A 24,231-nucleotide genomic window follows, 5' to 3' on the forward strand; every position below is an offset into this window, starting at 1 on the left:
TCCATGTTGAAAAAGATCGCCTTTTCTTCGCTGCTGGCGCTTTCCCTGAGCGGCTGCGCCACCGCCGTTCCGCCGGTGGAAGTGACCCGTTTCCATATCGGCGATCCGGTCCACAGCGGATCGATCGCAGTCGAGGAAATGGCCGGAAATCCCGATGTCGGTCTGGAGTTCCGTACCTATGCCGCCACCGTGGATCAGGAATTGCAGCGGGTCGGCTTCACCGCCGCGCCCGAAGGCGCGAAGAGCGACTATGTGGCGCTGGTCGGTTTCCGCCGGACCTTCCGCGAACCCGATAGCTATGGCGCCAATGGCAAGCCGGTGAGCGTTGGCGTCGGCGGGGCCGTGGGCAGCGGCGGCTATTCGGGCCTGGGCCTGGGCATCGGCATCAACCTGTCGGGCAAGCCCAAGGGGCAGGTCTTCACCGAATTGCAGGTGCAGATTCGCCGCCGTGCCGATTCGACCACCATCTGGGAAGGCCGGGCGCAGACGCAGGCTCGGGAGGGGACGCCCGCGTCGCAGCCGGGCCTGGTGGCGCAAAAGCTCGCGGCGGCGCTGATCGGGGGCTATCCGGGGGAATCGGGGCAGACTATAACCGTCAAATGAGCATTTCCATTACGAGCGCTTTCGACAGCGGCAATATCCGCCTTCTTTCCATCACCGACAGCCAGACCAGCGTCCGCGCCGAGTTGGAGATCGTCAAGGACCGGCAGAGCGACTTCTACCAATGGTTCCACTTCCGCGTCGCGGGCGTCGCCGGGCGCGAGGTGGAACTGGCGATCGTCAATTGCGGTGCGTCGGCCTATCCCGACGGCTGGCCGGGATACAAGGCGCGGGTCAGCGAGGATCGGGAGAATTGGTATCTGGCCGATACCAGCTATGCCGACGGCAGGCTGACGATCCGCCTGTCCCCCGATGTCAACGCGGTCTGGTTCGCCTATTTCGCGCCCTATTCGATGGAGCGGCACCATGATCTGGTCGCCTGGGCCGCCAGCCAGCCGGGGGTGGAGCATCGCGAACTGGGCCTGACGCTCGACAGGCAGCCGCTCGACATGCTGGTGTTGGGCGAGGGGCCGAGGAAGGTGTGGCTCTATGCCCGCCAGCATCCGGGCGAAAGCATGGCCGAATGGTGGATGGAAGGGGCGCTGGAACGGCTTTGCGACGAGGAGGACGCCGTGGCGCGACTGCTGCGGCAAAAGGCGACCTTCCATATCGTGCCGAACATGAACCCCGACGGCAGCCGCCGGGGGCATCTGCGCACCAATGCGGCGGGCGTCAACCTCAACCGCGAATGGCATGAACCGTCGCTAGAAAAGAGCCCCGAAGTGATGCTGGTGCGCGCCGCGATGGACCAGACCGGGGTCGATTTCGCCATGGACGTGCATGGCGACGAGGCGATTGCGGCGGTGTTCCTGGCGGGCTTCGAGGGCATTCCCTCCATCACCGAGCGGCAATTGGGGCTGTATCACCGCTATCGCGACACGCTTGCCAGCCGGACACCCGATTTTCAGACGAAGAAAGGCTATCCGGTCGCGCCGGAGGGGAAAGCGAACCTGTCCATGTCCACCAATCAGGTCGCCGAACGTTTCGGCGCGGTGGCGATGACGCTGGAAATGCCGTTCAAGGATAATGACGACCTGCCCGATGCCGATTTCGGCTGGTCGCCCGCCCGATCGATGCAACTGGCCAAGGATTGCCTGGCCGTACTGGCCGAGATGATCGATGAGATCGGCTAGGGCCTGACCCCGGCGCCGGGTGACATAGGTGACACGATAGCCATGTGGGGAAATGACGGTTTTCCGTCATTTCCCCTCTCTGGGATGCACATGTTCAAAGAGCCTGGCGGGTGTAGCGCGCCGCCCTTCCTGTAGGACAGGAAAAAATGGCGGAGCGCGTTCAGGCCCGGAGGTCAGGCCCAGAGGTCGCCCAGGAAATCGGCCATGGAGCGGAAGCTGCGGCGGTCGGCGTCGGGCTGATAGGCAAGGCCCCTTTCCGGCATTTTGGCATCATGGTCGGTGAAGGCGTGGCCGGTATGGCCGTAGGCGTGAATCTGCCAGTCGCAGCCTGCCTCCGTCAGTTCCTTCGCCAGCGCGACGGCCGCGTCCGGCGGGGCGATCGGGTCGTCCCAGCCATGGCAGACCAGCAGCTTCGCGCTGATGGCCGCAGAGGGGAAGGGTGGGGCGTCGTACACGCCGTGGAAGCTGACGCCGCCTGCGATGTCCGCGCCGCTGCGGGCGAGGTCGAGCACGCATTTGCCGCCGAAGCAGAAGCCGATCGCGGCGGTGCGGCCCTGATCGCTTTCGTCGAGCGATTTCAGCAGCGCATGGGCGGCGTTGGCGCGGTCGCGTAGCAGAGCGCGGTCGGCGTTCAGTTCCGCCATGTAGCGGCCCATGTCGGGATCGGCGCGGGTGGTGCGCCGGCCCTGGCCGAACATGTCGGCGACCAGCACGGCATAGCCCAGTGCGGCTACCCTTTCGGCATAGGCGAAATCGGCTTCCTTGGTGCCCAGCACATTGGGGAAGAGCAGGATGCCGGGGCGAGGGGCGGGGGCGGCATCGTCGAACACCGCCATGCTTTCGAAGGTTCCGCCCGGCCCTTCATGGACGGTGATGCGGCGAGTGATGCTCATGGACGGCTCCTTGTGGAAAGGGAGAGGATTGCCAGGGCTGAATGTCGATCGGCCCTAGATGCTGCCATGGCCGGGCGCCTCGCCCCGCGCATTGCCGTCGATGCGCCGGGGGCGCTTCCAGCCGATCTGCGGGCGCTTGCGCAGGCGAAGCGTCGGCCAGTCGCCGCGGTCGGTGCGTTCGGCCAGGCGCATGCCCTGGGCGCGATAGGCGGCCAGCACCGCGTCGGCCTGTTCGCGCAGCAGCCCGGCGAGGAGGATCGTGCCGCCTTCCTCCACCAGCGCGCAGAGCGACGGGGCGAGTTCGATCAGCGGCCCCGCCAGGATATTGGCGATCAAGAGATCATAGGGCGCGCGGGTGACGATGGCGGGATGGTCCACGCCCGCCGCCGTGTAGAGCGTGAGCTGGCCCTGACCCTTGCCCAGGGGAATGGCGTTGGCGGCGGCATTTTCCGCGCTGATCCCGACGGCGACGGGATCGATATCCGACGCGGTCGCATAGGCATGGGGCCAGAGGTTCAGCGCCGCGAAGGCGAGCAGGCCGGTGCCGGTGCCGATGTCCGCGACATTGCCGAATCGCATGCCGATCCGCCGCATCCGGTCGAGCATCGTCAGGCAGCCTGCGGTGGTTTCATGCTGGCCCGTACCGAAGGCGCGGCTGGCCTCGATCAGGAAATTGACATGACCCGGCGGCTGCGGATCGCTGGCGAGGTTGCGGACATGGAAGCGCCCGGCGGTGACGGGTTCCAGCCCCTGCTGGCTGAGCGTCACCCAATCCTCGTCGGGAAGCTGCTCCACCTGCGGCTTGACCCCCGCGGCGCTGGGGACGAGCGTGCGCAACAGCTTGATCGCCGCCGGGCTGGGCCGCCCCTCGAAATAGGCGTCGAGGCGCCATCTGTCCTGCCCGCTTCCTTCGTCGCCACCCGGCTCCGCCTCGCTGGTCATCAGCACGGGTGGGCGGTCCATCAGCGCGAAGGCGGCAATGTCGCCGTCCAGTGCCTCGGCTTCGGCGCGGGTGCAGGGCAGGGTGACTTTCCAGCTCTGGGCCCTGGCGCCGGTTTCGCCGGTCAGGTCGTCATCCGGGTTGGGGGCCTGGATCGTGGCCGGGGTGGGGGTCTGGGGAGCGGCGTCCTGGGAGGCGGGGGTGACTTCGTCGATCATGCCGCCGCCTTTAGACCTTTGGAGGTGGCAGGGGAAGCGGCCGGTCGGCGGGGCGGGGAAATGGTGCGCCCCCTGGTGCCCTCGCCACGACGCTGTCGCGCCGGGAGGGGCCAGACGGGCGTCAGGCGACCTGTTTGCCGAATTCGGAAGAGGCCATGCGCAGGCTGGAGAGCTTGCCCTCCACGCTCATGAAGCCCCGCTCGAGCTGGTCGATTTCGGAAGCGACGACTTCGGTGTCCTGACGGATCGCGCTGATGGTCGAGGACATGGAGTCGGCGGCGAGCGCGGTTTCGTCGACGGCGGCCGTGATCATCGTCACGGTCTGCGCCTGGGCGTCCATGGCGTGGCGGATGCGCTCGGCGCTGGACTGGACTTCCCCCACCGTGTCGCGGATGCGTTCGTTGGTTTCCACCGATTGGCGGGTCGACGCCTGGATGTCGGCAATCTTCCCCGCAATCTCGTCCGTGGCGCGGGCGGTCTGGTTGGCGAGGCTCTTCACCTCCTGCGCGACCACCGCGAAGCCGCGTCCGGCATCGCCCGCGCGGGCGGCCTCGATCGTGGCGTTGAGGGCGAGAAGGTTGGTCTGCCCGGCGATATCGCGGATCAGGCCAAGGATCGATTCGATCGATTTCGCATGTTCGGACAGCGTCGCCGACATGGCGACCGCATCCCCCGACTGGCGCGCGGCGCGCTGGGCGACCCCGGCGGCGCTTTCGACTTCGGTCCGGGCATCCTCGATCGCGCGGATCAGCCCGGCGGAGGTGCGGGCCGCTTCGCGCATGGCAAGGGCCGACTGTTCGGCCGCGGCGGCGACTTCGGAGGCCTTGCCCAACATGCCGCGCGTGGCGGCGGAGGCGTCCTTCGCCTGTTCGCGCAGCGATTCGCCCAGTTGCGATGCGCCGTCAATCTCCCCCATGATCCGCTGTTCGAACATGGTGCTGAAACGCTGCCGCTCATTGCGCTGGGCTTCCGCCTCGTCGCCTGCGATCACATTGGCCATCAGGCCCGCGTCGGCCATGCCCGCCTGCGTCATGATATGGACCAGGCGACGGCGTTCCGGACCGTCCGTCGTCCGTTCCCAGATCAGGTCGACCAGCTTTTCATTGGCGGCGGTGACCGGCACCAGGACGGCGCGCAGCGTGGCGCCGTGCTTGCGGGCGTGGCGCACGCAGGCGACCGAGGACATGGCCCATTCGCCCGCCTCGTAGAAGCCCAGCTTCTGGCGCACATATTCATGCGCCTCCGTCTCGATCTTCGCCAGCGTGGCCGGGTTCAGTTTCGACTTGAGGCCGGTCTGCTCGACATAGGAGTCGTAAAAGGTGCGGGCCGCCACATTGGCGCTGTCGCCCACGAGGTCGCGGACCTCGCGCAGGCCCCTTGCCAGCTCGCCATGGGCGTCGATTTCCCTCAGCATGGCGGCAATGGCGCTTCTGGGTGTGGCGGCTGAATTCATGTGCGGCAGAACCCCAAATTTCTATCGTTGCTCCTTCGCCTGATAGCGCCATTTGGTTAACTACTTCTTAGAGACAAGTTCGTTGCGGGGAGGATGGCCGGGGTGCCGCCCCGTTCGTCCCACCCTTTCACCGCCCGAACGGGGCGGCTTGCCCTGAGGGGCGTTCGTGCCTAAGGGGACGGGACTCGAGGGACAAACATCAGGGACGTAGGGAAGATATGGCGCGAACCACGAGCCGGCCGCTCTCGCCGCATTTGACGATCTGGAAATGGGGGCCAGCCATGGCCGTTTCCATCATGCACCGCGTGACCGGCAACGGTCTGGCGACCGTGGGCGCATTGGGACTGGTCTGGTGGCTGATGGCCGCCGCATCCGGGCCGGAAGCCTATGCGACCTTCGTGAAGTGCGCCACTTCGCCCGTCGGCTATCTGGTGATGGCGGGATTGAGCTGGTTCTTCTTCCAGCATCTCTGCTCCGGCTTGCGCCATTTCGTGCTCGACATGGGCGCGGGCTATGAGCTGAAGAACAACAAGAGCTGGTCGGTGCTGACCTTCGTCTTCTCGACGCTCCTCACCATCGCCTTCTGGGCCGCGATCTGCACGGGGAAATTCTGATGGGAACCGGAACCGGAATCGGCCGCGTCCGTGGCCTGGGCTCGGCCCGTCACGGCGCGCATCACTGGCTGGCGCAGCGCTATACCGCCGTCGGCAACCTGGCTCTGGTGCTGTGGCTGCTGTTCAGCCTGATCGCCCTGCCGGGCCTCGACTATCAGAGCGTGCACAACTGGATCGCCCATCCGCTGGTCGCCGTGCCGCTGATGCTGATGATCGTCAGCATCTTCTGGCACCTGCGCCTGGGCATGCAGGTGATGCTGGAGGACTATGTCCATGACAAGGGCCTGGCCTTCCTCTCCATGCTGCTGCTGAACTTCTATGCCTTGGGCGGCGCGGCCGCGGGCGTCTTCGCGATCGCCAAGATCGCCTTCACGGGGATCGTCAAATAATGAGCGAAGCCTACAAGATCATCGACCACAGCTACGACACGGTCGTCGTGGGTGCTGGCGGCTCCGGTCTGCGCGCCACCATGGGCAGCGCCGAGGCGGGTCTCAAGACCGCCTGCATCACCAAGCTGTTCCCGACCCGCAGCCACACCGTGGCGGCGCAGGGCGGCATCGCCGCGTCGCTGGGCAACAACTCGCCCGACCACTGGACCTGGCACATGTACGACACCGTCAAGGGGTCGGACTGGCTGGGCGACCAGGACGCGATCGAATATATGGTGCGCGAGGCGCCCGCGGCCGTGATCGAGCTGGAACATGCCGGCGTGCCGTTCAGCCGCAACGACAATGGCACCATCTACCAGCGGCCCTTCGGCGGCCACATGCAGAATATGGGCGCCGGGCCGCCGGTGCAGCGCACCTGCGCGGCGGCCGACCGCACCGGCCATGCCATGCTGCACGCGCTCTACCAGCAGTCGCTGAAATATGACGCGGATTTCTACATCGAATATTTCGCCATCGACCTCATCATGGAAAATGGCGAATGCCGGGGCGTGATCGCCATCTGCATGGAAGATGGATCGATCCACCGCTTCCGCAGTCATGCGGTCGTGCTGGCGACGGGCGGCTATGGCCGGGCCTATTTCTCCGCGACTTCGGCGCATAGCTGCACCGGCGACGGCGGCGGCATGGTGCTGCGCGCGGGGCTGCCGCTCCAGGATCTGGAGTTCGTGCAGTTCCACCCGACCGGCATCTACGGCGCGGGCGTGCTCATCACCGAAGGCGCGCGCGGCGAGGGCGGCTATCTCACCAACTCCGAGGGCGAGCGCTTCATGGAGCGCTATGCCCCGTCGGCGAAGGACCTGGCGTCGCGCGACGTCGTGTCGCGCTCGATGGCGATGGAGATGCGCGAAGGGCGTGGCGTGGGTCCGAACAAGGACCATATCTTCCTGCACCTCGACCATATCGATCCCAAGGTGCTGGCCGAGCGCCTGCCGGGCATCACCGAGAGCGGCAAGATCTTCGCGGGCGTCGACCTGACCCGTCAGCCGCTGCCGGTGACGCCGACCGTCCACTACAATATGGGCGGCATCCCCTGTAACTATCATGGGCAGGTGGTGACGAAGGTCGGCGACGATCCGGAAGTCGTGGTGCCGGGCCTCTATGCGGTCGGCGAAGCGGCCTGCGTGTCGGTGCATGGCGCGAACCGCCTGGGCTCCAACTCGCTGATCGACCTTGTCGTTTTCGGCCGCGCGACCGGCCTGCACCTCAAGGAAACGATCAAGCCCAACGGATCGCATCGTCCGCTGCCCCAGGATTCGGCCGATCTGGCGCTGGGGCGCCTGGATCACTACCGCAACGCCAAGGGCGGATCGCCGACGGCGAAGATCCGCCTGGAAATGCAGCACACCATGCAGAAGCATGCCGCCGTGTTCCGCGACAGCGCGCTGCTGGCCGAGGGCGTCACCAAGATGGCGCAGGTCAATGCCAGCATGCAGGATGTGGGCGTGTCCGACCGCTCGCTGATCTGGAACACCGACCTCATCGAAACGCTGGAGCTGGACAATCTGATGAGCCAGGCGGTCTGCACCATGGTCAGCGCGGAAAACCGCAAGGAAAGCCGCGGCGCGCATGCGCATGAGGATTTCCCGAACCGCGACGACGAGAACTGGATGAAGCACACCGTCAGCTGGTTCGAGGGCTGGGGCGGCAAGAGCGGCAAGGTGACGCTCGATTACCGTCCGGTGCACGATTACACGCTGACCGACGAGGCGGAATATATCAAGCCGAAGGCGCGCGTTTACTGAGGCGCGCTGTCAGCGAGACAAAGGGAAGGGCGGGCCGGAAGGTTCCGCCCTTTTTCTTTCCTTTCAGCGCGGTCGCCGGCGTGACGCGATCCCGATAGGATTCGGGTGACACAAGTGACACGATGGAGGTACGGGAAACCGTCCTTTCCGGGTCTGGCTTCCAACGCATTATGTTAAATTTTCAAAGAGCCGGGTGGAGCCTAGCGTGGAGGGGGCATTGTAGGACAGCGGAAAATGACGGGCCTGTTCACGACCACCATATGGCGCTCAGATGGGCCTGTTGCTTTGTCACGAATGAGCGCAAGTTATAGTGGGACGATAGCGAAGCTTGGCCGGTAGCGGAATGTCGGGTTTAGGGTTGTAGGGTCGGTTTGCTGCCACTCGCGATTAAGGCGTACGGAGGTTCCGCCATAACGTTAATTGGGGCTGTCGCGATATTCCTTATGGAACAGCGCATGGGCGCGCTTAACAACCATCAGCAGCGTCAGCAGGAAGTGCGCGTAGATAAACACCATCGCTGCCGGAATGACGCAGTTATCGAACGACCTGATGAACGACAGTAGCGAAAGCACTAACGCCACGCAGCAAACGAGGATGAGATAGGACAAGTTGGCATTCAATTCGATGAGCAACGTCTTACGGTCGGCTAACGTATTAGCCAACGATGCCGCAACGCGCTTGTCCGAAGGCATTTCCCATTTCCGTTGGAAGATAGAAAACATTGCCACTTGGATATTCAATATCAAAGCGATGAAAATACCGAAGAATGTCACCGAAATATTGTAAGCATTCGCATCAAGTTTCATCTGAAAATAGTATGAAGAAACCGCCGCAATGACAGGAACTATGTAAAATATCGCAACGTCGGATAATGACGCACTATTTCTCCTGCTATCATACAGGGTTTCGAAGTGATCCCTCACTATAGATGAAACGTTGATCTTCATAATTATTTATTAGTCAAAACTTCGTAGAAATCCAACAATATTTTATCGCATTGCTTCGTCAAAGATTCAAATGTTGGATGGCCGTCCGCGCCACGAACTATGTCTTCGGTAATGTCGATAACGCCTGCATTTGAATCGCTGCCGAATACGCCAACGGGACGATACTTCCCGCCAATTTTTACGTCGGCGTAAACTTCAGAAAATTCGATACCATCATGTAGAACTAATCCAGCATCGTTCTTCCTCAACGCTCCGGTTACCTCTCTGAACGATCCGAGTATCTTGTTGCGGTTCGTGGACATGCTAATTTCGAAATTCACTTTGTCCGGCACTCGCCTGCCAAGGAAGCGGTCGGTCACGTCTTGCGGCGCATTGCGTTTTATGAGGCGAAGCCGCCTCACGGGCGCTTTGCTGTAGAGACTGCTACCTTCGCTTGGCAGCAGCTTCCGAAATTTCAGGATATAGCCGGGGTTGATCGCGGCAAATTCCTCTTGGGCCTGATCCATGACGAGTTTGATGCACGACCGGCCTTGGAACGACTGAAACGCGGCGAAACAAAGGTCGGCGCCTTCCGGCCTCCAATACTCGTAAAAGAGCGGGATTTCTTCAATGTCATCGACTTTACGGCGATAATTTTTCGCCTTCGTTTTGCTATCTACGAAATTGCTTTCAAAGCCAAACGTGCCGTAGTGCGTGTAACCTCGACTGCTGCCTTCGCCATCGCCTTCGCGTTCTTCGAAATACCAGCTTCGTTCCTTTTCGTCGTTCTGGACGACGGCGGCATGGCCAGCGACAAAATTCGTGAAAAACTGCGACGGTTTGACATTAAATTCGTCAGCGTCGAACGACAGTACGGCCTTGTCGCCCTTTTTGTGGGCCGTCACCAAATAACCCCGTATGCCAATCGCACTCGCCATTCCGACACCCCCGTTTCGTTCTCCGCATCAAAGCAAGAGACGACGACAAGTTCAACGAACGTTTCGACCATAATGCTGACGATGATCGCGAGGGCGACTTCGCGGTGGACGCCGTTTGGGCTAGGCTGCGGTGCCCACAACGGGGCCTCCTATGATGGACGGTATGTTGGTCAATGCTCAACACGTGGGCAATAATCGACGCCTTTTCGCCATTTCATAGCAGACTTCGGCTTCGCTCAACAGCGTTCTCTCTTTTCAGCTGTGTCCGCTTTGCGGGCGAGGTTCTGTAGTCACCTACGTCTGAAGGTGGCGCATACCGGTCGGGAAGACTGCTAACCTGAACCCCCCGCTTTCCACTCATTCCGGCTATTTCCGCCTTTGTCGGGATGGCTGCGGGGCGTGAAAGTCCCACTGGCGCGGCACCCCTTCCCGCGTTAAGTCTTTCGTTGATGACGATTGATCCGCTGGTCCTGCTGCAGGCCTATGCCATCGGTGTGTTTCCGATGTCCGATGACCGTGAGGCGGACGAGGTTTACTGGATCGAGCCGAAGCGGCGTGCGATCATGCCGCTGGATGGCTTCCATATCTCGCATTCGCTGGCCAAGACCATCCGGCGCGAGCAGTTCCGCGTCACCGCCAATCGCGATTTCGGCGGGATCGTCCGGCTCTGCGCCGAGGCGGCGCCGGACCGGCCCTCGACCTGGATCAACCATCCGATCGAGCGCGCCTACCGGCATCTGCATGAGATCGGCTTCGCCCACAGCGTCGAGGTGTGGGAAGGCGAGGAGCTGGTTGGCGGGCTCTATGGCGTGGCGCTGGGGCGGGCGTTCTTCGGCGAGAGCATGGTGTCGCGGCGGACCGACGCGTCGAAAGTGGCCCTGGCCTGGCTGACGGCGCGGATGCGCTTCGGCGGCTTCACCCTGCTCGACTGCCAGTTCATGACCGACCATCTGCGATCGCTGGGCGCGATCGAGATCAGCCAGCGCGACTATCTTCAGTCCTTGTCGGGCGTGCTCGACGGCGTGGCGCTGGGGGCCGGGCGGGCCGTGCTCACCGGTGGATCGGGTATCTGGGCGGAACTGGCGTTTTCGCCGCTCGCGGGCGATCCGCCGGCGGCGGGCGCGTCGCCCTTGTCGCCCAGCTTCACCGTGTCGGGGCCGGTTTCGGGCCAGGACATCGTGCAGCTTCTGACCCAGACGTCGTAGATGGGGTGCTGCACCACATTGCGGTCGGGCCGGTTGAGGAACAGCCAGCCGGAAAAATTGCGGCGCCACTTATTGTCGGCGGAACTGCGCACGTCGAGCTGAACGAAGGCGCCGGTTTCCTGCACATTTTCCCAGGGGGCGGTGGTCTCGCACGCCTGGAGGCGGACGATGGCGTCGCCCACGCGCAATGCCTCGCCCGGCTTCATCTTGAGGTCGGTGGTGATGCCGTTGCGCTTGTTGAGCAGGCCGATCACCGCCACCCGTTCATTCATCGGCGTTCCGGTCAGCGCCGATGCGCCGCCGTCGCGGATCTTCTGGCCCTCTATGCGGACGGGACCGGTCTGGTTCTGGGTGGGCAGGTCGTCGCCGCCGCAGCCGGCCAGAATCAGGGTGCAGCCGAGAATCGGCAGGAGACGTCCCGCCGGGCGCAGGGTCATGATGCGTCGGGGCTCCACGCCTCATAGTCGCCGGTCGCCTTCTGGCGCAGGCCGCCCTTTTCCAGCGCGCCCGACGGCCGATAGGCCTGGGGCGTGCCGGTGGCGTTGGGGGTGAAGTCCTTTTCCCAGATGCGCGGCGGGGGCAGGAAGCTTTCCGGCGCGCCCTCGATCGAATGGTGCAGCCAGCCATGCCATTCGGCGGGGACGCGACTGGCGTCATTGGGGCCGTTATAGATGACCCAGCGGCGGGTCAGGCCATTGGGGTCCTTGCCGCCCTCATAATAGACATTGCCCTGATGGTCCTCACCGACCTTCGTGCCCTTGCGGGAGGTGTAGAGCGCGGTGCCGATGGTCGCGCCATCCCACCAGGTAAAGATCTTGCCAAGGATTCCCATGGGCGAAGCGCTTACCCGCTGCGGCTGGCGCTTGGCAAGGCATGTTCTACTCGGCAGGGCAGAAATTGAGGCTGTCGCGGGGCTGCGGCGGGCCGGGAACGGCGCAGGGCCCCCAGCGGACGCGATCCCCCTCCCGGATGCCGAGTTCCGCCGCGCGGCCGCCGCGCAGTTCGAGCACGGCGGCGACCGGGATGCCCGCGGACACCGGCTCGCGCGAATAGGGCTGCGCGTTCGCCTTCAGGAAGGCGATGCTGCCGTCGGTATGGATGAACAGCATGTCGAGCGGGATCACCGTGTTCTTCATCCAGAAGCTTGCCGTGCGGGGCGGGTCCATCGGGAAGAGCATGCCGGAATCGGCGTCGAGCCGCTTGCGGAACATGAGGCCCTGTTCCTGCTGCCTTTCGGTGAGGGCGAGCTCGACATCGAAGCGGCGGTCGCCCCGGGCGGTGCGGATCATGAGGGGGAGGAGGCTGGGCCGGGCGGTCGCGGCGGTCGCGTTTCCGGCCTGGGGGGCGGAGGAGGAGCAGGCGGCCAGCAGGGCGAGCGGCAGGAGGAGGAGGAGGCGCTTCATGGCGTAGAGCTAGCCCATGGGCGGGGCGTTGGTCGATCCTCCATCTACTCCTCCCTTTCCGGCCTACTCGTCCCTTTCCGGCACGTCGCCCGGCGCGGCATCGGCCCAGCGGCGGGCGGTGGCATGGCTGTGCCCCGCGCGCAGGAAGGCGGCGATCCATTTTTCGCGCTGCCTGGGATCGGGCCGTTCCAGCGCATAGGGGCCAATGCGCTTGCGACGGGCGAAGCGGTCGGCGGCGGCCCAGCTTTCCGATGCAGCGTGCGCGTCGGCCTCTTCGCGATCGCTCTCGGCTATGCCGTCGGCGCGCAGCGTTTCGGCGACGCGGCGCGCGCCATAGCCGCGCCGGGCGAGCGAGGCGCTCTTGCTCGCGGCGTAGCCCGCATCGTCGACATAGCGAAGATCGGAGAAGCGATCGACCAGCGCCCGCGCGTCGGCGGGCTTCTCTCCGGCCCAGCCGCGTTCGCGGATCTTGCGGTCGAGATAGGCGAGCAGCCTGGCGCGGCTGGTCGCGAAACGGCCGACATAGCGCAGGGCGAGATCGCGCAGGGCATCTTCATCGAGGGGGGGCGGAGGGCGTTTCCCGGTCATGGCAATGGTTCATGCCTGCTGCGCCTTGATTATGCCACAGTCGGGCCGGAATTTTACCGCCCCTTTTGGGGTAGAAGCCCAGGCTGGAATGAAACTATCCGGTGCAAAACCGCTTTAAAGCTGTTAGCGGCCCGCCCGGATATGACGATGATGACAATCAAGACATTGGGTGACACCAATATGACGGGTTCGCAAAGCATGATGGCACCGACGCCGACCAACGACGATCTGCCCCGCCGGTTTTCGGATTTCGAAACGCTGGGCGAAGCGCTGGACTATGCCGCGGCCGGGCGGCGTGGGCTGAATTTCCATGATGCGCGCGGGAATCTGGCGCGACCCTACCCGTTCAGCGAACTGCGCGAGGATGCCATCGCCTGCGCCTACCGGCTGATCGCCCATGGCGTGAAGCCGCAGGATCGCGTGGCGCTGGTGGCGGAGACGGGCCCGGATTTCGCGATGCTCTTCTTCGGCATCGTCTATGCGGGCGGCTGGCCGGTGCCGCTGCCGTTGCCGACCAGTTTCGGCGGCAAGGAAAGCTATATCGACCAGCTCAATGTCCAGCTTTCGAGCTGCGACCCGATGCTGTTCCTCTTCCCCAAGGAACTGGAGGAGATGGCGGGGGAATCCGGCCGCCAGAAGAAGGTCGAGAGCATCGCCTTCGAGGATTTCATCGCGCGCGAGGCCGTGCCCTGCGATCTGCCGCAGGCGCAGGCGCAGGAAATCGCCTATCTGCAATATTCGAGCGGCTCGACCCGCTTCCCCCATGGCGTGGCGGTGACGCACCATGCGCTGCTGAGTAACCTGGCGGCGCACAGCCACGGCATGGAATTGCAGGATAGCGACCGCTGCATCAGCTGGCTGCCCTGGTATCATGACATGGGGCTGGTCGGCTGCTTCCTGTCGGTCGTCGCCAACCAGGTGTCGACCGATTATATGAAGACCGAGGATTTCGCCCGCCGTCCGCTGGCATGGCTGGACCTCATCAGCCGCAACGAGGGCACGTCGATCAGCTATTCGCCGACCTTCGGCTACGACATCTGTGCGCGGCGCATGTCGAGCCAGACCAAGGCGGCGGATCGCTTCGACCTGTCGCGCTGGAGGCTGGCGGGCAACGGCGCGGACATGATCCGCCCCGACGTGATGCAGAGCTTCGTCGATGCGTTCGGCGACGCGGGCTTCAGCCCCAAGGCCTTCCTGCCGAGCTATGGCCTGGCCGAAGCGACGCTGGCCGTCACCATCATGCCGCCGGGGGAGGGCATCATCGTCGAGCTGGTCGAGGAAACCGACCTGTCCGGCGGCGACGCGACCGAGGGCCGCCCGCAGCGCTTCCGCTCGATCGTCAACTGCGGCAAGCCTGCCCGTGACATGATCGTGGAGATACGCGACGAGGACGGCGCGAAGCTCCATGAGCGGCAGATCGGCAAGGTGTGGACCATCGGGCCGTCGCTGATGGTCGGCTATTTCCGCGACCAGGAGGCGACCGACGCCTGCATGGTCGACGGGTGGCTGGACACGGGCGACATGGGATATCTCAGCGACGGCTATCTCTATATCGTCGGCCGCGCCAAGGACATGATCATCATCAACGGCAAGAATCACTGGCCGCAGGATATCGAATGGGCGGTGGAGCAGCTCCCCGGCTTCAAGCAGGGCGACATCGCCGCCTTCGCCATCACCACGCCGGGCGGCGAGGAAGCGCCCGCCGTCCTGGTGCATTGCCGCACCTCCGACAATGACGAGCGTACCCGCCTGCGCGACCAGATTCGCGAGCGGGTCCGGGCGATCACCGGCATGAACTGCGTGGTCGAGCTGGTGCCGCCGCGCACCTTGCCGCGCACCAGTTCGGGCAAGCTCAGCCGGTCGAAGGCGCGCAACCTCTATCTGACCGGGGAAATCCGGCCTTACGACATCGCTGCCTGAATATTTACCGGGGGCAGGATGTTGGAATGGCGGACCATCCCCCTTTCCCGGCGCCAAGCGGTTACGGATTGATAACCGGTTGCTGATAACCCGGCAGGGTGAAACGCGGGCAAGGGCAATCCTCTGAACGGCTCCCCGGGGAGCGGGTATCGCTGCGGGCGATGATGGGGCTTGTGGCCGCGCCGGACGAAGCCACCGAGCGCGTTCTGGCGGCCCAGCTCCGATCCGCCGACACGGTGGCCCTGTTGCGGCTGGCGATGAATGTCTTCGGCCTCATCTTCCTCTGGCAGGTGTTCGGCCATCATGGTTCCGCGCCGCGCCTGGCGCTGTGGAGCGCCGCGCTGGCCGCATCGACGACGCTGTGCGCCATTCTGGGCCGGAGGCGGCGGGGGTCGGAGGTGACGGCCGCCGATCTGCGGATGCATGGCTTGACGGGCCTGTTGCATGGGCTGGTCTGGGCCTTCTGCATGATGTCCCTGTCATCCCATCATGGCGAGGCGCAACTGGTGGCGCACTGGACGCTCATCAGCTGCATCATGGTTTGCGGCGCGATCAGCTTTGCCGCCACGCCGCTGGCGGCGACCGGCTTTCTGCTGCCCTGCATCGCCGGCTTGCCCTTCATGTTCGACGAGCCGGGGCAGTTGCCGCTGCTGGCGCTGGCCACCAGCTACGCGCTGTCGTTGCTGGTCGGCTGTTTCATCTATGCGCGGACCTTCGCCCGGCAGCACAGCACCAGCGTCGAGCTGGAGGAAAAGAGCGAGGTGGTGAGCCTGCTGCTGCGCGAATATGAGCATGGCGCGTCCGATTGGCTGTGGCAGACGGACCCGGCGCGGCGGCTGAACGGCGTGTCGCCGCGGCTGGCCGAGATGCTGGGCCGCACCCCGATCGAAGTCGAAGGCATGCTGCTGGTGCAGCTGCTGGCCGGCAGCGCGTGGGAAAGCGGGCTGTTCCCGACGGCCCTGCACAGCCTGGCGGATCATCTGAAGCGGCGCGAAAGCTTCAGCAACATCGTCCTGCCCGTCGAGGCGAAGGGCGAGGCGCGCTGGTGGGAGCTGTCGGCTTCGCCGCGCTATGACGAACAGGGCACATTCCTGGGTTTCCGGGGGGTGGGTTCGGACGTCACCGAACAAAGGGAGTCGGCCGACCGCATCGCCCAGCTTGCCCGTTTCGATCCGCTGACCGGCCTGCCTAACCGCGCGCATCTGCGCGACGTGCTGGACAAGGCGATGGCGGCGGCGCGGGGCCGGGCGGCAGGTTGCGCCTTCCTGATGATCGATCTCGACCGGTTCAAGGCGGTCAACGACACGCTGGGCCACCAGATCGGCGACAAGCTGCTGACACAGGTGGCGCGGCGGTTGCGGCATATCTGTTCGGGCAGCGAATTTTGCGGGCGCATCGGCGGTGACGAATTTGCCGTGGTGATCCCCACGCTGGGGGAGAATCGCGGCATCGGCAAGCTGGCGGGCCATATCATCAGCGGGCTGTCCGCGCCCTATCAGGTCGATGAACATACGCTCTATGTCGGGGCGTCGGTCGGCTCGGCGGTGTCGCCGCAGGACGGCAGCGAGCCCGAAGCCCTGATCCGCAGCGCCGATCTGGCGCTCTATCGGGCGAAGAGCGAGGGCGGGGGCGTGCATTGCGCCTATGAGCCGCAGCTCCATGCCCAGGCGGAGGAGCGGCGGAAGCTGGAACTGGCGCTGCGCGACGCGCTGGAGCAGGACCAGCTGCATGTGCTGTTCCAGCCGGTGGTGGAGGCGGAAGGCGGCACCATCGTCGGGTTCGAGGCGCTGGTCCGCTGGACCCACCCCGAAATGGGGGCGATCTCCCCGGCTAAGTTCGTGCCGGTGGCGGAGGAAGCGCGGCTGATCGGGCCGATCGGCGAATGGGTGCTGCGGACGGCATGTCTGGAGGCGGCGCGCTGGCCCGATCCGGTGCGGATCGCGGTCAATGTGTCGGCCGAGCAGCTCGGGCATCCGAGCTTTGTCGGGGCGGTGGTGTCCGCGCTGGCGCAGAGCGGGCTGGAGGCGCGGCGGCTGGAGCTGGAAGTCACTGAAAGCGTGTTCGTCAATGCCGACAGCGGGGCGCTCAAGATTCTGGATCAGTTGCGCGGGCTGGGGGTGCAACTGTCGCTCGACGATTTCGGGACGGGCTATTCCTCGCTGGGTTATCTGAGCCGCACGCGGTTCGACACGATCAAGATCGACCGCAGTTTCGTGGTGGGGGCGTCGAACAACAAGGCCGAGAGTCTGGCGATCATCCGCGCGGTGGTGACGCTGGCGGACAGCCTGGGCATGGCGACGACGGCCGAGGGGGTGGAGACCGAGGTCGAACTGGCCATGGTCCGGCGCCTGGGCTGCCACAAGGTGCAGGGCTATTATTTCGGGCGCCCCATGCCCGCCAAGGACGCGGCGGGATTGTTCCCGCCCGATCAGCTTCGCGCGCGCGCCTGATCCGTTTCGACCTGATCGGATCATGATCGAGAGGGCGATGCGTCAAGCCGGACGCAGGTCGCACACTCCGGCTTTTGCTTTCGCATCCTTTCAGGCGCAGAGCCGGTTCCCACTTTTGCGCACGATATTCTAAATGCTTCGAAGCTGCCTTTCGACGGTGGTCCACAGGCCCGCAAAGGCCTGGGCCGGGGGCGACGATGCCGCGAAGGCGCCCAGCGGCTTGCGGCGCACCGCCATCTGTTCGACGGCGCTGGCCATGGGAATGGCGGGCCAGCCGGGCTGTCCTTCCAGAGCGGCGCGGTGCAGGGCGCGGCGGCGGTCGACCATCGAATAGACCGGCATGATCGGCGGGTGGCTGCCGCCGCGCTGCACCAGATAGCGGGCGACCTCCCCCATGGCGCGCTGGGCGAGAGGGGAGGGGATCACCGGGATCACGATCATGTCCGCCGCCCGCAGCACCTGTTCGCTGGTTTCGGTGAGGCCCGGCGGACAATCGAGGATGATGCGGTCATAATCGCGGCCCAGTGTGTCGATCAGCTTGGCGAGCCGCTTCTTCTTGTCCATCTCCCGGAAGAGATGGTCGAGGCTGCGCAGCGACGTGTCGGCGGCGATCAGGTCGAGGCCGGGTACGGTCGAGGGCTGGATCAGCCTGCGGACCTCGACATCCTTGCTGAAGATCGCCTGCGCCGCGTCGCGGCTTTCGGCTTCGGTGGAAATGAGCCAGCTCGCCGCCGCCTGCGGATCGAGATCCCAGAGCAGCGTGCGCCGCTTCGAGATGCTTGCGGATGCCCAGGCGAGGTTGATCGCGAAGGTGGTTTTCCCCACGCCCCCCTTGAGGCTGTAGACGGCGATGGTCGCCAATGCCGGTTCCTTTGCCATGAGCGGAGGCTATCTTGCTGTGCCGCCAAAGCAAGGGTGGAAATCACGGCATTGTTACGCAGTTGTGACAGGCCGTGCCCCGGCGGGCGCGGCCTGTCCGCCGGGAGCCTGTCAGGCGGGGCGGTAGATGGCGTAGACCTTCTTGACCTGCTCGCGGCTGTCCCAGCTGCAATGCGCGCCCTGTTCGACCAAGAAGATGTCGCCCTTGCGGAAAGTGCCTGTCCGTCCGTCGCCATCGACGAAGGTGACGCTGCCTTCCAGCAGGTGCATCAGCTCATAATGGCGATAGGGCATGGAAAGGCGGTGATAGGGCGTCGAATCCCAGGTGCCGCAGACGAATTCCGTGTCGGCCGAGCGATAATCGGTGAAGTTGCGGCAACTGGGGGCGGGGCCGACCAGCAGTTCGGCCAGCGGCGCGCCGGAGGGTTCCAGCGCGGCGGCTTCGTCGATGGGGATGATGGCGGGCGCGGCGTCCGGACTGCCGATGCGGCGCATGGCGATGAGGCGGGTGCCTTCGCGCGACGACCAGGTGAAGCCGGTGCCCCTGGTGATGACGGCGCTCTGGCTGGCGGCGAGCTGGATGGTCTTGTCCGCGCCTTCGATTGTCAGCGCGCCGTCGAGGAGGATGAGGAATTCGTCGTCGGGCAGCGCCTCGACGCGGCCACGGCCCTGCGGCAGCAGGACGAGGTCGATCGAGACGGGGCCTTCGGGCAGGTCGAGCGCCGCGCGGCTGGCGAGAAAGGGATCGCCATGGGTGTCGGCGGGGATCGCTGCGCTCTCCGCAAAGGCGCGCAGGTCGCGGAAGCTGCGGGTGGCGAGGTCCAAGGCTTGCGGCATGAGGATTCCCTGTCCGGTGAGAAACTGGCTTTCGGTTTTAGACCGGCAGGAGCGACATATTCCGCTCAAGGTGCGGGATGGCGCGGGGGAATGTGCCATAAAAAATCCCGCCGCGAGCCATTCGCGCGGCGGGATATTCTTTCTGGTGTTAAAGGATCAGGCCGCGGCGCGGCGTTCCTTCAGTTCCTCGTTCAGCATCTCCGCGAGCAGGAAAGCCAGTTCCAGGCTCTGCGCGGCGTTGAGGCGCGGATCGCAATGGGTGTGGTAGCGATCCGCCAGACCTTCATCGGTGATGGCGATGGCGCCGCCGGTGCATTCGGTCACGTTCTGGCCGGTCATTTCGGCATGGATGCCGCCGCCGAAGCTGCCCTCGGCGCGGTGCACGGCGAAGAAGCCGCGCACTTCGGCGAGGATGCGGTCGAAGGGGCGGGTCTTGTAGCCATTGGCCGCCTTGATGACATTGCCGTGCATCGGGTCGCAGGACCAGACCACCGGATGACCTTCGCGCAGCACCGCGCGGACCAGTTTGGGCAGGCCCGCCTCGATCTTGTCATGGCCATAGCGGGTGATGAGCGTGATGCGCCCCGCCTCACGCGCCGGGTTCAGCACGTCCAGCAGGCGGATCAGCGCGTCCGGCTCCAGGCTGGGGCCGCACTTCATGCCGATCGGATTGCCGATGCCGCGCAGATATTCGACATGCGCCGACCCCTCGAACCGCGTGCGGTCGCCGATCCACAGCATGTGCGCGGAGGTATCGTACCAGTCGCCGGTCAGCGAATCCTGCCGGGTCAGCGCCTGCTCATAGGGAAGCAGCAGCGCTTCATGGCTGGTGTAGAAGCTGGTCCCGCCCAGTTGCGGTACGGTGTCGGGCGACAGGCCGCAGGCGCGCATGAAGTCCAGCGCCTCGCCGATCCGGTCGGCGACAGCGTCGAACTTGGCGGCGAGCGGGCTCCGGCCCATGAAATCCAGCATCCAGCCATGGACGCGGTCCAGGCTGGCATAGCCACCGGTCGAGAAGGCGCGCAGCAGGTTGAGCGTCGCCGCCGACTGGTTATAGGCGCGGATCATGCGGCCTGCGTCGGGTTCGCGCGCTTCGGGCGTGAAGGCGATGTCGTTGACATTGTCGCCGCGATAGCTGGGCAGTTCCACGCCGCCGATCGTCTCCGTATCGGCGGAGCGCGGCTTGGCGAACTGGCCCGCCATGCGGCCGACCTTCACGATCGGCAGCTTGGAGGCGAAGGTCAGCACCACCGCCATCTGGAGCAGCACGCGGAAGGTGTCGCGGATATTGTTCGGGTGGAACTCGGCGAAGCTTTCGGCGCAGTCGCCGCCCTGCAGCAGGAACGCCTCTCCGGCAGTGACCCTGGCGAGTTCGGCCTTCAGGCTGCGCGCCTCGCCGGCAAAGACGAGCGGGGGAAACTGGCTGAGCTGTGCCTCCACCGCGCCAAGCGCCTGGGCATCCCGATAGACGGGCATCTGAATGCCCTTATGCTCCCGCCAGCTTTCCGGCGTCCACTTCGCCGCCACTTTGAGTCTCCCAAAAACGATAAAATAGGCGCCGCACCTACGCTGATGTAGGGGGCTGCGCAAGTTTATAGCATGGGAGGGGCTACATTCCCCTCTTCTGGCGCCCTGGTGCGGACCCGTCGCGCACATTTGCTGTTCATTTCGTTCGCGCAGGGGCGCAGGGGGCGAAGCGCATTCCGCGCCAATGAGATTTCACGAGGCCGGGACTATCCGGGTGATTTGTCGCAGGGATAATGTTCGTTGAGCGCGACGCTGACCAGCACGGAAGCGGGTGCGTTTCGCTGGTCGGGATAGCGGTTCAGATAGGCGATGACGACGCGTTTCACCTCTTCCGCGTCCATCTGGGCGGGCCAGCAATTGGGGCGGGCGCGGCCGATGAAGACGTCCTTCTTGATGCCGTCCACCGCCCCCACGATATAGGCGGTACAGGCGAGCGCATATTCGGGCGCCTTGTTGCGGCATTTGGCGAGCAGGGTATTGCCCGTCTCGAACATATAGCTTTGAGCAGGTGCAGCAACGGGCAGTGCCGATGCGCTGCCGAGCGCGATGATCGCTGCCGCCGCATATTTGAGCATGTGCGGAACCTGCCCGTTTCCGGCCGGTCTGTCCAAACCGGCTGGCCGATCCTACGCACATTCCGGCTCTTTGCACGGAACTTTTTGAGGAAAGGCTGCCCTAGCCCAGCCCCAGGCGCCAGTCCCAGCGTAGCGGATCGCCGTCCATCACCTCGACGCCGCGGGCGATCAGCGCGTCGCGGATTTCGTCGGACAGCGCGAAATCCTTTTCGGCGCGGGCGGCCTGGCGGCGGTCGAGTTCGGCTTCGATCTCCTGCGGCGTGATGGCGGCGTCCCTGGGCTGGACGCGCAGGTCGGCGCGGCTGACCGTCAGCAGGTCGAGGCCGAGCGCCTGGTCGAACGCGGCCAGCAGGCAAAGCTTTTCGTCGACCGGGACTTTCTTGAGCCCGATCGTCTCTTCCAGCAGCGGGAGGGCGCGTGGGGTCATGAGGTCGTCGCTGATCGCGGCATCGAACTGTTCGAGCAGCGGGACGAGACTGGGGTGGAGGTTGGCGCGGAGGAAAGCCAGGTCGGATGATTGCCAGGTGATGCCTTCGGCGCGGGCCTTGAGATTTTCCACACCCATGACGAGGCGCTTGAGGCGGGTGAGGGCAGCAGCGACGCCGTCCGCGCTGAACTCCAGTTCGCTGCGATAATGGGCACCCAGGCACAGCAGGCGATAGGCCAGCGGGTGCACGCCCGCGTCGATCAGCGAGAAAAGGGTGGTGAAGCCGCCCTTGGACTTGCTCATCTTGCCCTGACGATCGACCAGGAAGTTGTTGTGCATCCACCATCGGGCGCCGGTGAAGCCTGCGGTGGCGGCGTTCGGTTCGCCGCAGCAAGCGTGAAATGCCTGATTCTGGGCGATTTCATTGGGGTGGTGGATTTCGCGATGGTCGATGCCGCCGGTGTGGATGTCGAAGGGATGGCCAAGCCGCGCCTCGCTCATCACCGAGCATTCCAGATGCCAGCCCGGCGCCCCCTTGCCCCAGGGAGAGTCCCATTCCATCTGGCGCTGCTCGCCCGGCGGGGATTTGCGCCAGATGGCGAAGTCGGAAGGGTTGCGCTTGCCAGCGACCGGATCGATGCGGGCATGGGCGGCGTCGTCGCGGCCCCCGGCGAGCGCGCCATAATCGGGGACGGTGCTGCTGTCGAAATAGAGACCGGTTTCCAGTTCGTAGCAGTGCGCGGGCGCGATCCTTTCCGCGAAGGCGATCATCTGCGGCACATAGTCGGTCGCGACCGTCCATTCGCTGGGCGGCATGATGTTGAGATCGGCGATGTTCCGCTTGAACGCCTCGGTATAATGGGCCGCGATGTCCCAGATGCTTTTCGCCTGGGCGCGGGCGGCCGCCTCCATCTTGTCGTCGCCCGCGTCGGCGTCGCTGGTCAGATGGCCGACATCGGTGATGTTGATGATATGGGTGACGGCAAGGCCTTTCCACAGCAGCGTGCGGCGCAGCGTGTCGGTGAAGACATAGGCGCGCAGATTGCCGAGATGGGCATAATTATAGACCGTCGGGCCGCAGCTGTAGACGCGGGCATGGCCCGGCTCGATCGGCGCGAAAGGCTCGACCGTGCGGGTCAGGCTGTTGAACAGGCGCAGGGGGGCGTCGGCATGCTGCTGGGCGGGGGTGAACTGGTCGCTCATGGCGCAGAGCCATGCGGCGGTTCGGGGCGGGCGTCAACGGGGCGGAGGGGGGATTCTTTTGCGCGCAGAGGCGCAGAGGCGCAGAGTGCGCAAATCGCCGCTGCCAAACGGTGCTGACCGGTTTCAGGCCGGCCGGGTAGATCGCGCCGCGGCGAAATCCACTCCATGTCCTCTGCGCCTCTGCGCGAGCCTCTCTCGAACGCAGGGAATTGTAACAAATCGTTGCTGATGGGCCGATCGCTGGCTCCACCCCTTGCGCTGGCGCGTTGTCCCACCGATATTGCTCGTGCGGGCCGGGCCCCTCTGGCGGTTGGACATGTATGACATTCCAGCCGTGATGTCGGACCGCATCGAGTGTGCTCGGTGCAGGTTCGTTGAGTCTTTATCCCCCTCTCTAGACTTTACGAAGACCGCGCCGGGCCACTCGATCCCTCGGCTTCTGGCCGTAACTGATGTTTGGATGGAGTATCAACGCCGTGAACAATCCCGTTCGTATGCCGGGCTATGGTGCGAGCCAGACGGCGCAGACCGATGCCGGCCTGCGCGCGCACATGCTGGGCGTTTTCCGCAATATGGGCATCGGCCTGGTCATTACCGGGCTGGTCGCCGCCTTCATCGGCAACACGCCGGCGCTGGCCGCCGCGATCTTCGGCACGCCCCTCAAATGGGTGGCGATCTTCGCGCCGCTCGCCTTCGTGTTCTTCTTCAGCTTCCGCATCGACAGGATGACGACCGCGGGCGCGCGCATGGCCTTCTACGCCTTTTCGGCGGTGATGGGCGTGTCGCTGGCCAGCGTCTTCCTGATCTTCACCGGCGGGTCCATCGCGCAGGCCTTCTTCTCGGCCGCGGTGATGTTCCTCGCCATGGCGCTGTGGGGCTATACGACCGGGCGCGACCTGTCGAAATTCGGGTCGTTCCTGGTGATGGGCCTGATCGGTATCCTGGTCGCCAGCCTGATCAACATCTTCATCGGCTCGTCGGCCATGGCGATGGTGATCTCGATCATTGGCGTGGTGGTGTTCACCGGCCTGACCGCCTGGGACGTGCAGCGCATCAAGTCGGAATATTTCGCCTATGCCGGCCATGAGGTGGCGGAGAAGATGCAGGTCATGGGCGCGCTGTCGCTCTACCTGAACTTCGTCAACCTGTTCCAGATGCTCCTCAGCCTGACCGGCGAGCGCGAATAAGGTCGAACAGCTACGGCGTAAATGGCGCCTCGAACGCGCCATCGGTGAGTTTAGGCCCTGAAAACGACTGCCAATAAGGGGCGTCCCGGTGCTTCGGCGTTGGGGCGCCCACTTGTTTTGGCGA

At 64.8% G+C, this 24,231-nt stretch carries 22 protein-coding genes and 1 pseudogene; 9 read left to right on the forward strand and 14 right to left on the reverse strand.

Going from position 1 to position 24,231, the window contains the following annotated elements:
* The first annotated feature begins 3 nt into the window (after positions 1-3).
* The gene (locus MJ601_RS10095) at positions 4-603 is read left to right on the forward strand and encodes a DUF4136 domain-containing protein (protein ID WP_242125926.1); all 600 of its coding nucleotides are present in this window, start codon (positions 4-6) and stop codon (positions 601-603) included.
* Positions 600-1,733 (forward strand): M14 family metallopeptidase, encoded by a 1,134-nt coding sequence (locus MJ601_RS10100; RefSeq protein ID WP_242125928.1) that lies wholly within the window; start codon positions 600-602, stop codon positions 1,731-1,733. The genes MJ601_RS10095 and MJ601_RS10100 overlap by 4 nt, the downstream gene beginning before the upstream one ends.
* A 173-nt stretch (positions 1,734-1,906) precedes the next feature.
* Here the strand turns inward: MJ601_RS10100 and MJ601_RS10105 are convergent, their stop codons facing one another.
* The 3 genes from MJ601_RS10105 to MJ601_RS10115 form a co-directional block, all read right to left on the reverse strand.
* Positions 1,907-2,626, reverse strand: coding sequence for a dienelactone hydrolase family protein (locus MJ601_RS10105; RefSeq protein WP_242125931.1), 720 nt, complete (start codon positions 2,624-2,626; stop codon positions 1,907-1,909).
* A 54-nt stretch (positions 2,627-2,680) separates the two neighbouring features.
* Positions 2,681-3,784, reverse strand: a complete 1,104-nt coding sequence (locus tag MJ601_RS10110; RefSeq protein WP_242125933.1) for a 50S ribosomal protein L11 methyltransferase — start codon at positions 3,782-3,784, stop codon at positions 2,681-2,683.
* Between the two features lie 121 nt (positions 3,785-3,905).
* Entirely contained in the window at positions 3,906-5,237 is a 1,332-nt protein-coding gene (locus MJ601_RS10115) for a methyl-accepting chemotaxis protein (RefSeq protein ID WP_242125935.1), read from the reverse strand.
* Between the two features lie 281 nt (positions 5,238-5,518).
* Between MJ601_RS10115 and sdhC the strand changes: the two genes are divergently transcribed.
* The 3 genes from sdhC to sdhA are packed head-to-tail and all read left to right on the forward strand — an operon-like array spanning position 5,519 to position 8,042.
* Positions 5,519-5,851 (forward strand): succinate dehydrogenase, cytochrome b556 subunit, encoded by a 333-nt coding sequence (sdhC, locus tag MJ601_RS10120; protein WP_491572904.1) that lies wholly within the window; start codon positions 5,519-5,521, stop codon positions 5,849-5,851.
* Positions 5,851-6,240 carry a succinate dehydrogenase, hydrophobic membrane anchor protein gene (gene sdhD / locus MJ601_RS10125; protein WP_242125938.1) on the forward strand — a complete coding sequence of 130 codons (390 nt, stop codon included), beginning with the start codon at positions 5,851-5,853 and terminating at the stop codon, positions 6,238-6,240. The genes sdhC and sdhD overlap by 1 nt, the downstream gene beginning before the upstream one ends.
* The gene (gene sdhA / locus MJ601_RS10130) at positions 6,240-8,042 is read left to right on the forward strand and encodes a succinate dehydrogenase flavoprotein subunit (protein ID WP_242125940.1); all 1,803 of its coding nucleotides are present in this window, start codon (positions 6,240-6,242) and stop codon (positions 8,040-8,042) included. Before sdhD ends, sdhA begins: the two co-directional genes overlap by 1 nt.
* A gap of 416 nt (positions 8,043-8,458) precedes the next feature.
* Here the strand turns inward: sdhA and MJ601_RS10135 are convergent, their stop codons facing one another.
* Both MJ601_RS10135 and MJ601_RS10140 read right to left on the reverse strand, forming a co-directional pair.
* Complete coding sequence (locus MJ601_RS10135; RefSeq protein ID WP_242125942.1) at positions 8,459-8,989, reverse strand: hypothetical protein; 531 nt, start codon at positions 8,987-8,989, stop codon at positions 8,459-8,461.
* A gap of 2 nt (positions 8,990-8,991) precedes the next feature.
* The gene (locus MJ601_RS10140; RefSeq protein ID WP_242125944.1) at positions 8,992-9,906 is read right to left on the reverse strand and encodes a hypothetical protein; all 915 of its coding nucleotides are present in this window, start codon (positions 9,904-9,906) and stop codon (positions 8,992-8,994) included.
* Between the two features lie 449 nt (positions 9,907-10,355).
* Here MJ601_RS10140 and aat point away from each other — a divergent pair, with 449 nt between their 5' ends.
* Positions 10,356-11,111 (forward strand): leucyl/phenylalanyl-tRNA--protein transferase, encoded by a 756-nt coding sequence (aat, locus tag MJ601_RS10145; protein ID WP_348635569.1) that lies wholly within the window; start codon positions 10,356-10,358, stop codon positions 11,109-11,111.
* Between the two features lie 35 nt (positions 11,112-11,146).
* Here the strand turns inward: aat and MJ601_RS22025 are convergent.
* From MJ601_RS22025 to MJ601_RS10165, 4 genes and pseudogenes are all read right to left on the reverse strand, one after another.
* Positions 11,147-11,548: pseudogene (locus MJ601_RS22025) on the reverse strand (DUF2155 domain-containing protein); the annotation flags it as partial.
* Positions 11,545-11,943 (reverse strand): NADH:ubiquinone oxidoreductase subunit NDUFA12, encoded by a 399-nt coding sequence (locus tag MJ601_RS10155; protein WP_242125948.1) that lies wholly within the window; start codon positions 11,941-11,943, stop codon positions 11,545-11,547. The gene MJ601_RS10155 and the pseudogene MJ601_RS22025, both read right to left, overlap by 4 nt.
* Before the next feature lie 46 nt (positions 11,944-11,989).
* The gene (locus MJ601_RS10160) at positions 11,990-12,514 is read right to left on the reverse strand and encodes a DUF192 domain-containing protein (protein ID WP_242125950.1); all 525 of its coding nucleotides are present in this window, start codon (positions 12,512-12,514) and stop codon (positions 11,990-11,992) included.
* A 63-nt stretch (positions 12,515-12,577) separates the two neighbouring features.
* Positions 12,578-13,102, reverse strand: coding sequence for a regulatory protein RecX (locus MJ601_RS10165; protein ID WP_242125952.1), 525 nt, complete (start codon positions 13,100-13,102; stop codon positions 12,578-12,580).
* A 198-nt stretch (positions 13,103-13,300) separates the two neighbouring features.
* Between MJ601_RS10165 and MJ601_RS10170 the strand changes: the two genes are divergently transcribed.
* Positions 13,301-15,022, forward strand: coding sequence for a fatty acyl-AMP ligase (locus MJ601_RS10170; RefSeq protein WP_242126184.1), 1,722 nt, complete (start codon positions 13,301-13,303; stop codon positions 15,020-15,022).
* A gap of 161 nt (positions 15,023-15,183) precedes the next feature.
* Positions 15,184-17,472, forward strand: a complete 2,289-nt coding sequence (locus MJ601_RS10175) for a putative bifunctional diguanylate cyclase/phosphodiesterase (protein WP_242125953.1) — start codon at positions 15,184-15,186, stop codon at positions 17,470-17,472.
* A gap of 129 nt (positions 17,473-17,601) precedes the next feature.
* On the opposite strand, the gene MJ601_RS10180 is transcribed toward MJ601_RS10175, so the two are convergent.
* The 5 genes from MJ601_RS10180 to MJ601_RS10200 all read right to left on the reverse strand — a co-directional run bounded on the left by MJ601_RS10180 (position 17,602) and on the right by MJ601_RS10200 (position 22,920).
* Positions 17,602-18,351 (reverse strand): ParA family protein, encoded by a 750-nt coding sequence (locus tag MJ601_RS10180; RefSeq protein ID WP_242125955.1) that lies wholly within the window; start codon positions 18,349-18,351, stop codon positions 17,602-17,604.
* A 111-nt stretch (positions 18,352-18,462) separates the two neighbouring features.
* Positions 18,463-19,188: a cupin domain-containing protein gene (locus MJ601_RS10185; RefSeq protein WP_242125958.1), complete on the reverse strand. Its 726-nt coding sequence runs from the start codon at positions 19,186-19,188 to the stop codon at positions 18,463-18,465.
* A 156-nt stretch (positions 19,189-19,344) separates the two neighbouring features.
* Positions 19,345-20,715 carry a class II 3-deoxy-7-phosphoheptulonate synthase gene (locus MJ601_RS10190; protein ID WP_242125960.1) on the reverse strand — a complete coding sequence of 457 codons (1,371 nt, stop codon included), beginning with the start codon at positions 20,713-20,715 and terminating at the stop codon, positions 19,345-19,347.
* A gap of 206 nt (positions 20,716-20,921) precedes the next feature.
* On the reverse strand, positions 20,922-21,290 hold the full coding sequence (locus tag MJ601_RS10195) for a Rap1a/Tai family immunity protein (RefSeq protein ID WP_491572906.1): 369 nt from the start codon (positions 21,288-21,290) through the stop codon (positions 20,922-20,924).
* A gap of 100 nt (positions 21,291-21,390) precedes the next feature.
* Positions 21,391-22,920 carry a cysteine--tRNA ligase gene (locus MJ601_RS10200; protein WP_242125964.1) on the reverse strand — a complete coding sequence of 510 codons (1,530 nt, stop codon included), beginning with the start codon at positions 22,918-22,920 and terminating at the stop codon, positions 21,391-21,393.
* 494 nt (positions 22,921-23,414) lie between these two features.
* Here MJ601_RS10200 and MJ601_RS10205 point away from each other — a divergent pair, with 494 nt between their 5' ends.
* A complete protein-coding gene (locus MJ601_RS10205; protein ID WP_242126187.1) occupies positions 23,415-24,107 on the forward strand; it encodes a Bax inhibitor-1/YccA family protein in 693 nt (230 codons plus the stop codon).
* Positions 24,108-24,231: the final 124 nt, after the last annotated feature.

It is taken from the genome of Sphingobium trunci, from assembly GCF_022664535.1.
Lineage (GTDB): Bacteria > Pseudomonadota > Alphaproteobacteria > Sphingomonadales > Sphingomonadaceae > Sphingobium.

Bases quoted from the DNA above. Each gene is read 5' to 3' on its own strand.
- MJ601_RS10095 (WP_242125926.1), top strand. From the start codon at position 4: ATGTTGAAAAAGATCGCCTTTTCTTCGCTGCTGGCGCTTTCCCTGAGC.
- MJ601_RS10100 (WP_242125928.1), top strand. From the start codon at position 600: ATGAGCATTTCCATTACGAGCGCTTTCGACAGCGGCAATATCCGCCTT.
- MJ601_RS10105 (WP_242125931.1), bottom strand. From the start codon at position 2,626: ATGAGCATCACTCGCCGCATCACCGTCCATGAAGGGCCGGGCGGAACC.
- MJ601_RS10110 (WP_242125933.1), bottom strand. From the start codon at position 3,784: ATGATCGACGAAGTCACCCCCGCCTCCCAGGACGCCGCTCCCCAGACC.
- MJ601_RS10115 (WP_242125935.1), bottom strand. From the start codon at position 5,237: ATGAATTCAGCCGCCACACCCAGAAGCGCCATTGCCGCCATGCTGAGG.
- sdhC (WP_491572904.1), top strand. From the start codon at position 5,519: ATGGCCGTTTCCATCATGCACCGCGTGACCGGCAACGGTCTGGCGACC.
- sdhD (WP_242125938.1), top strand. From the start codon at position 5,851: ATGGGAACCGGAACCGGAATCGGCCGCGTCCGTGGCCTGGGCTCGGCC.
- sdhA (WP_242125940.1), top strand. From the start codon at position 6,240: ATGAGCGAAGCCTACAAGATCATCGACCACAGCTACGACACGGTCGTC.
- MJ601_RS10135 (WP_242125942.1), bottom strand. From the start codon at position 8,989: ATGAAGATCAACGTTTCATCTATAGTGAGGGATCACTTCGAAACCCTG.
- MJ601_RS10140 (WP_242125944.1), bottom strand. From the start codon at position 9,906: ATGGCGAGTGCGATTGGCATACGGGGTTATTTGGTGACGGCCCACAAA.
- aat (WP_348635569.1), top strand. From the start codon at position 10,356: ATGACGATTGATCCGCTGGTCCTGCTGCAGGCCTATGCCATCGGTGTG.
- MJ601_RS10155 (WP_242125948.1), bottom strand. From the start codon at position 11,943: ATGGGAATCCTTGGCAAGATCTTTACCTGGTGGGATGGCGCGACCATC.
- MJ601_RS10160 (WP_242125950.1), bottom strand. From the start codon at position 12,514: ATGAAGCGCCTCCTCCTCCTCCTGCCGCTCGCCCTGCTGGCCGCCTGC.
- MJ601_RS10165 (WP_242125952.1), bottom strand. From the start codon at position 13,102: ATGACCGGGAAACGCCCTCCGCCCCCCCTCGATGAAGATGCCCTGCGC.
- MJ601_RS10170 (WP_242126184.1), top strand. From the start codon at position 13,301: ATGATGGCACCGACGCCGACCAACGACGATCTGCCCCGCCGGTTTTCG.
- MJ601_RS10175 (WP_242125953.1), top strand. From the start codon at position 15,184: ATGATGGGGCTTGTGGCCGCGCCGGACGAAGCCACCGAGCGCGTTCTG.
- MJ601_RS10180 (WP_242125955.1), bottom strand. From the start codon at position 18,351: ATGGCAAAGGAACCGGCATTGGCGACCATCGCCGTCTACAGCCTCAAG.
- MJ601_RS10185 (WP_242125958.1), bottom strand. From the start codon at position 19,188: ATGCCGCAAGCCTTGGACCTCGCCACCCGCAGCTTCCGCGACCTGCGC.
- MJ601_RS10195 (WP_491572906.1), bottom strand. From the start codon at position 21,290: ATGCTCAAATATGCGGCGGCAGCGATCATCGCGCTCGGCAGCGCATCG.
- MJ601_RS10200 (WP_242125964.1), bottom strand. From the start codon at position 22,920: ATGAGCGACCAGTTCACCCCCGCCCAGCAGCATGCCGACGCCCCCCTG.
- MJ601_RS10205 (WP_242126187.1), top strand. From the start codon at position 23,415: ATGCCGGGCTATGGTGCGAGCCAGACGGCGCAGACCGATGCCGGCCTG.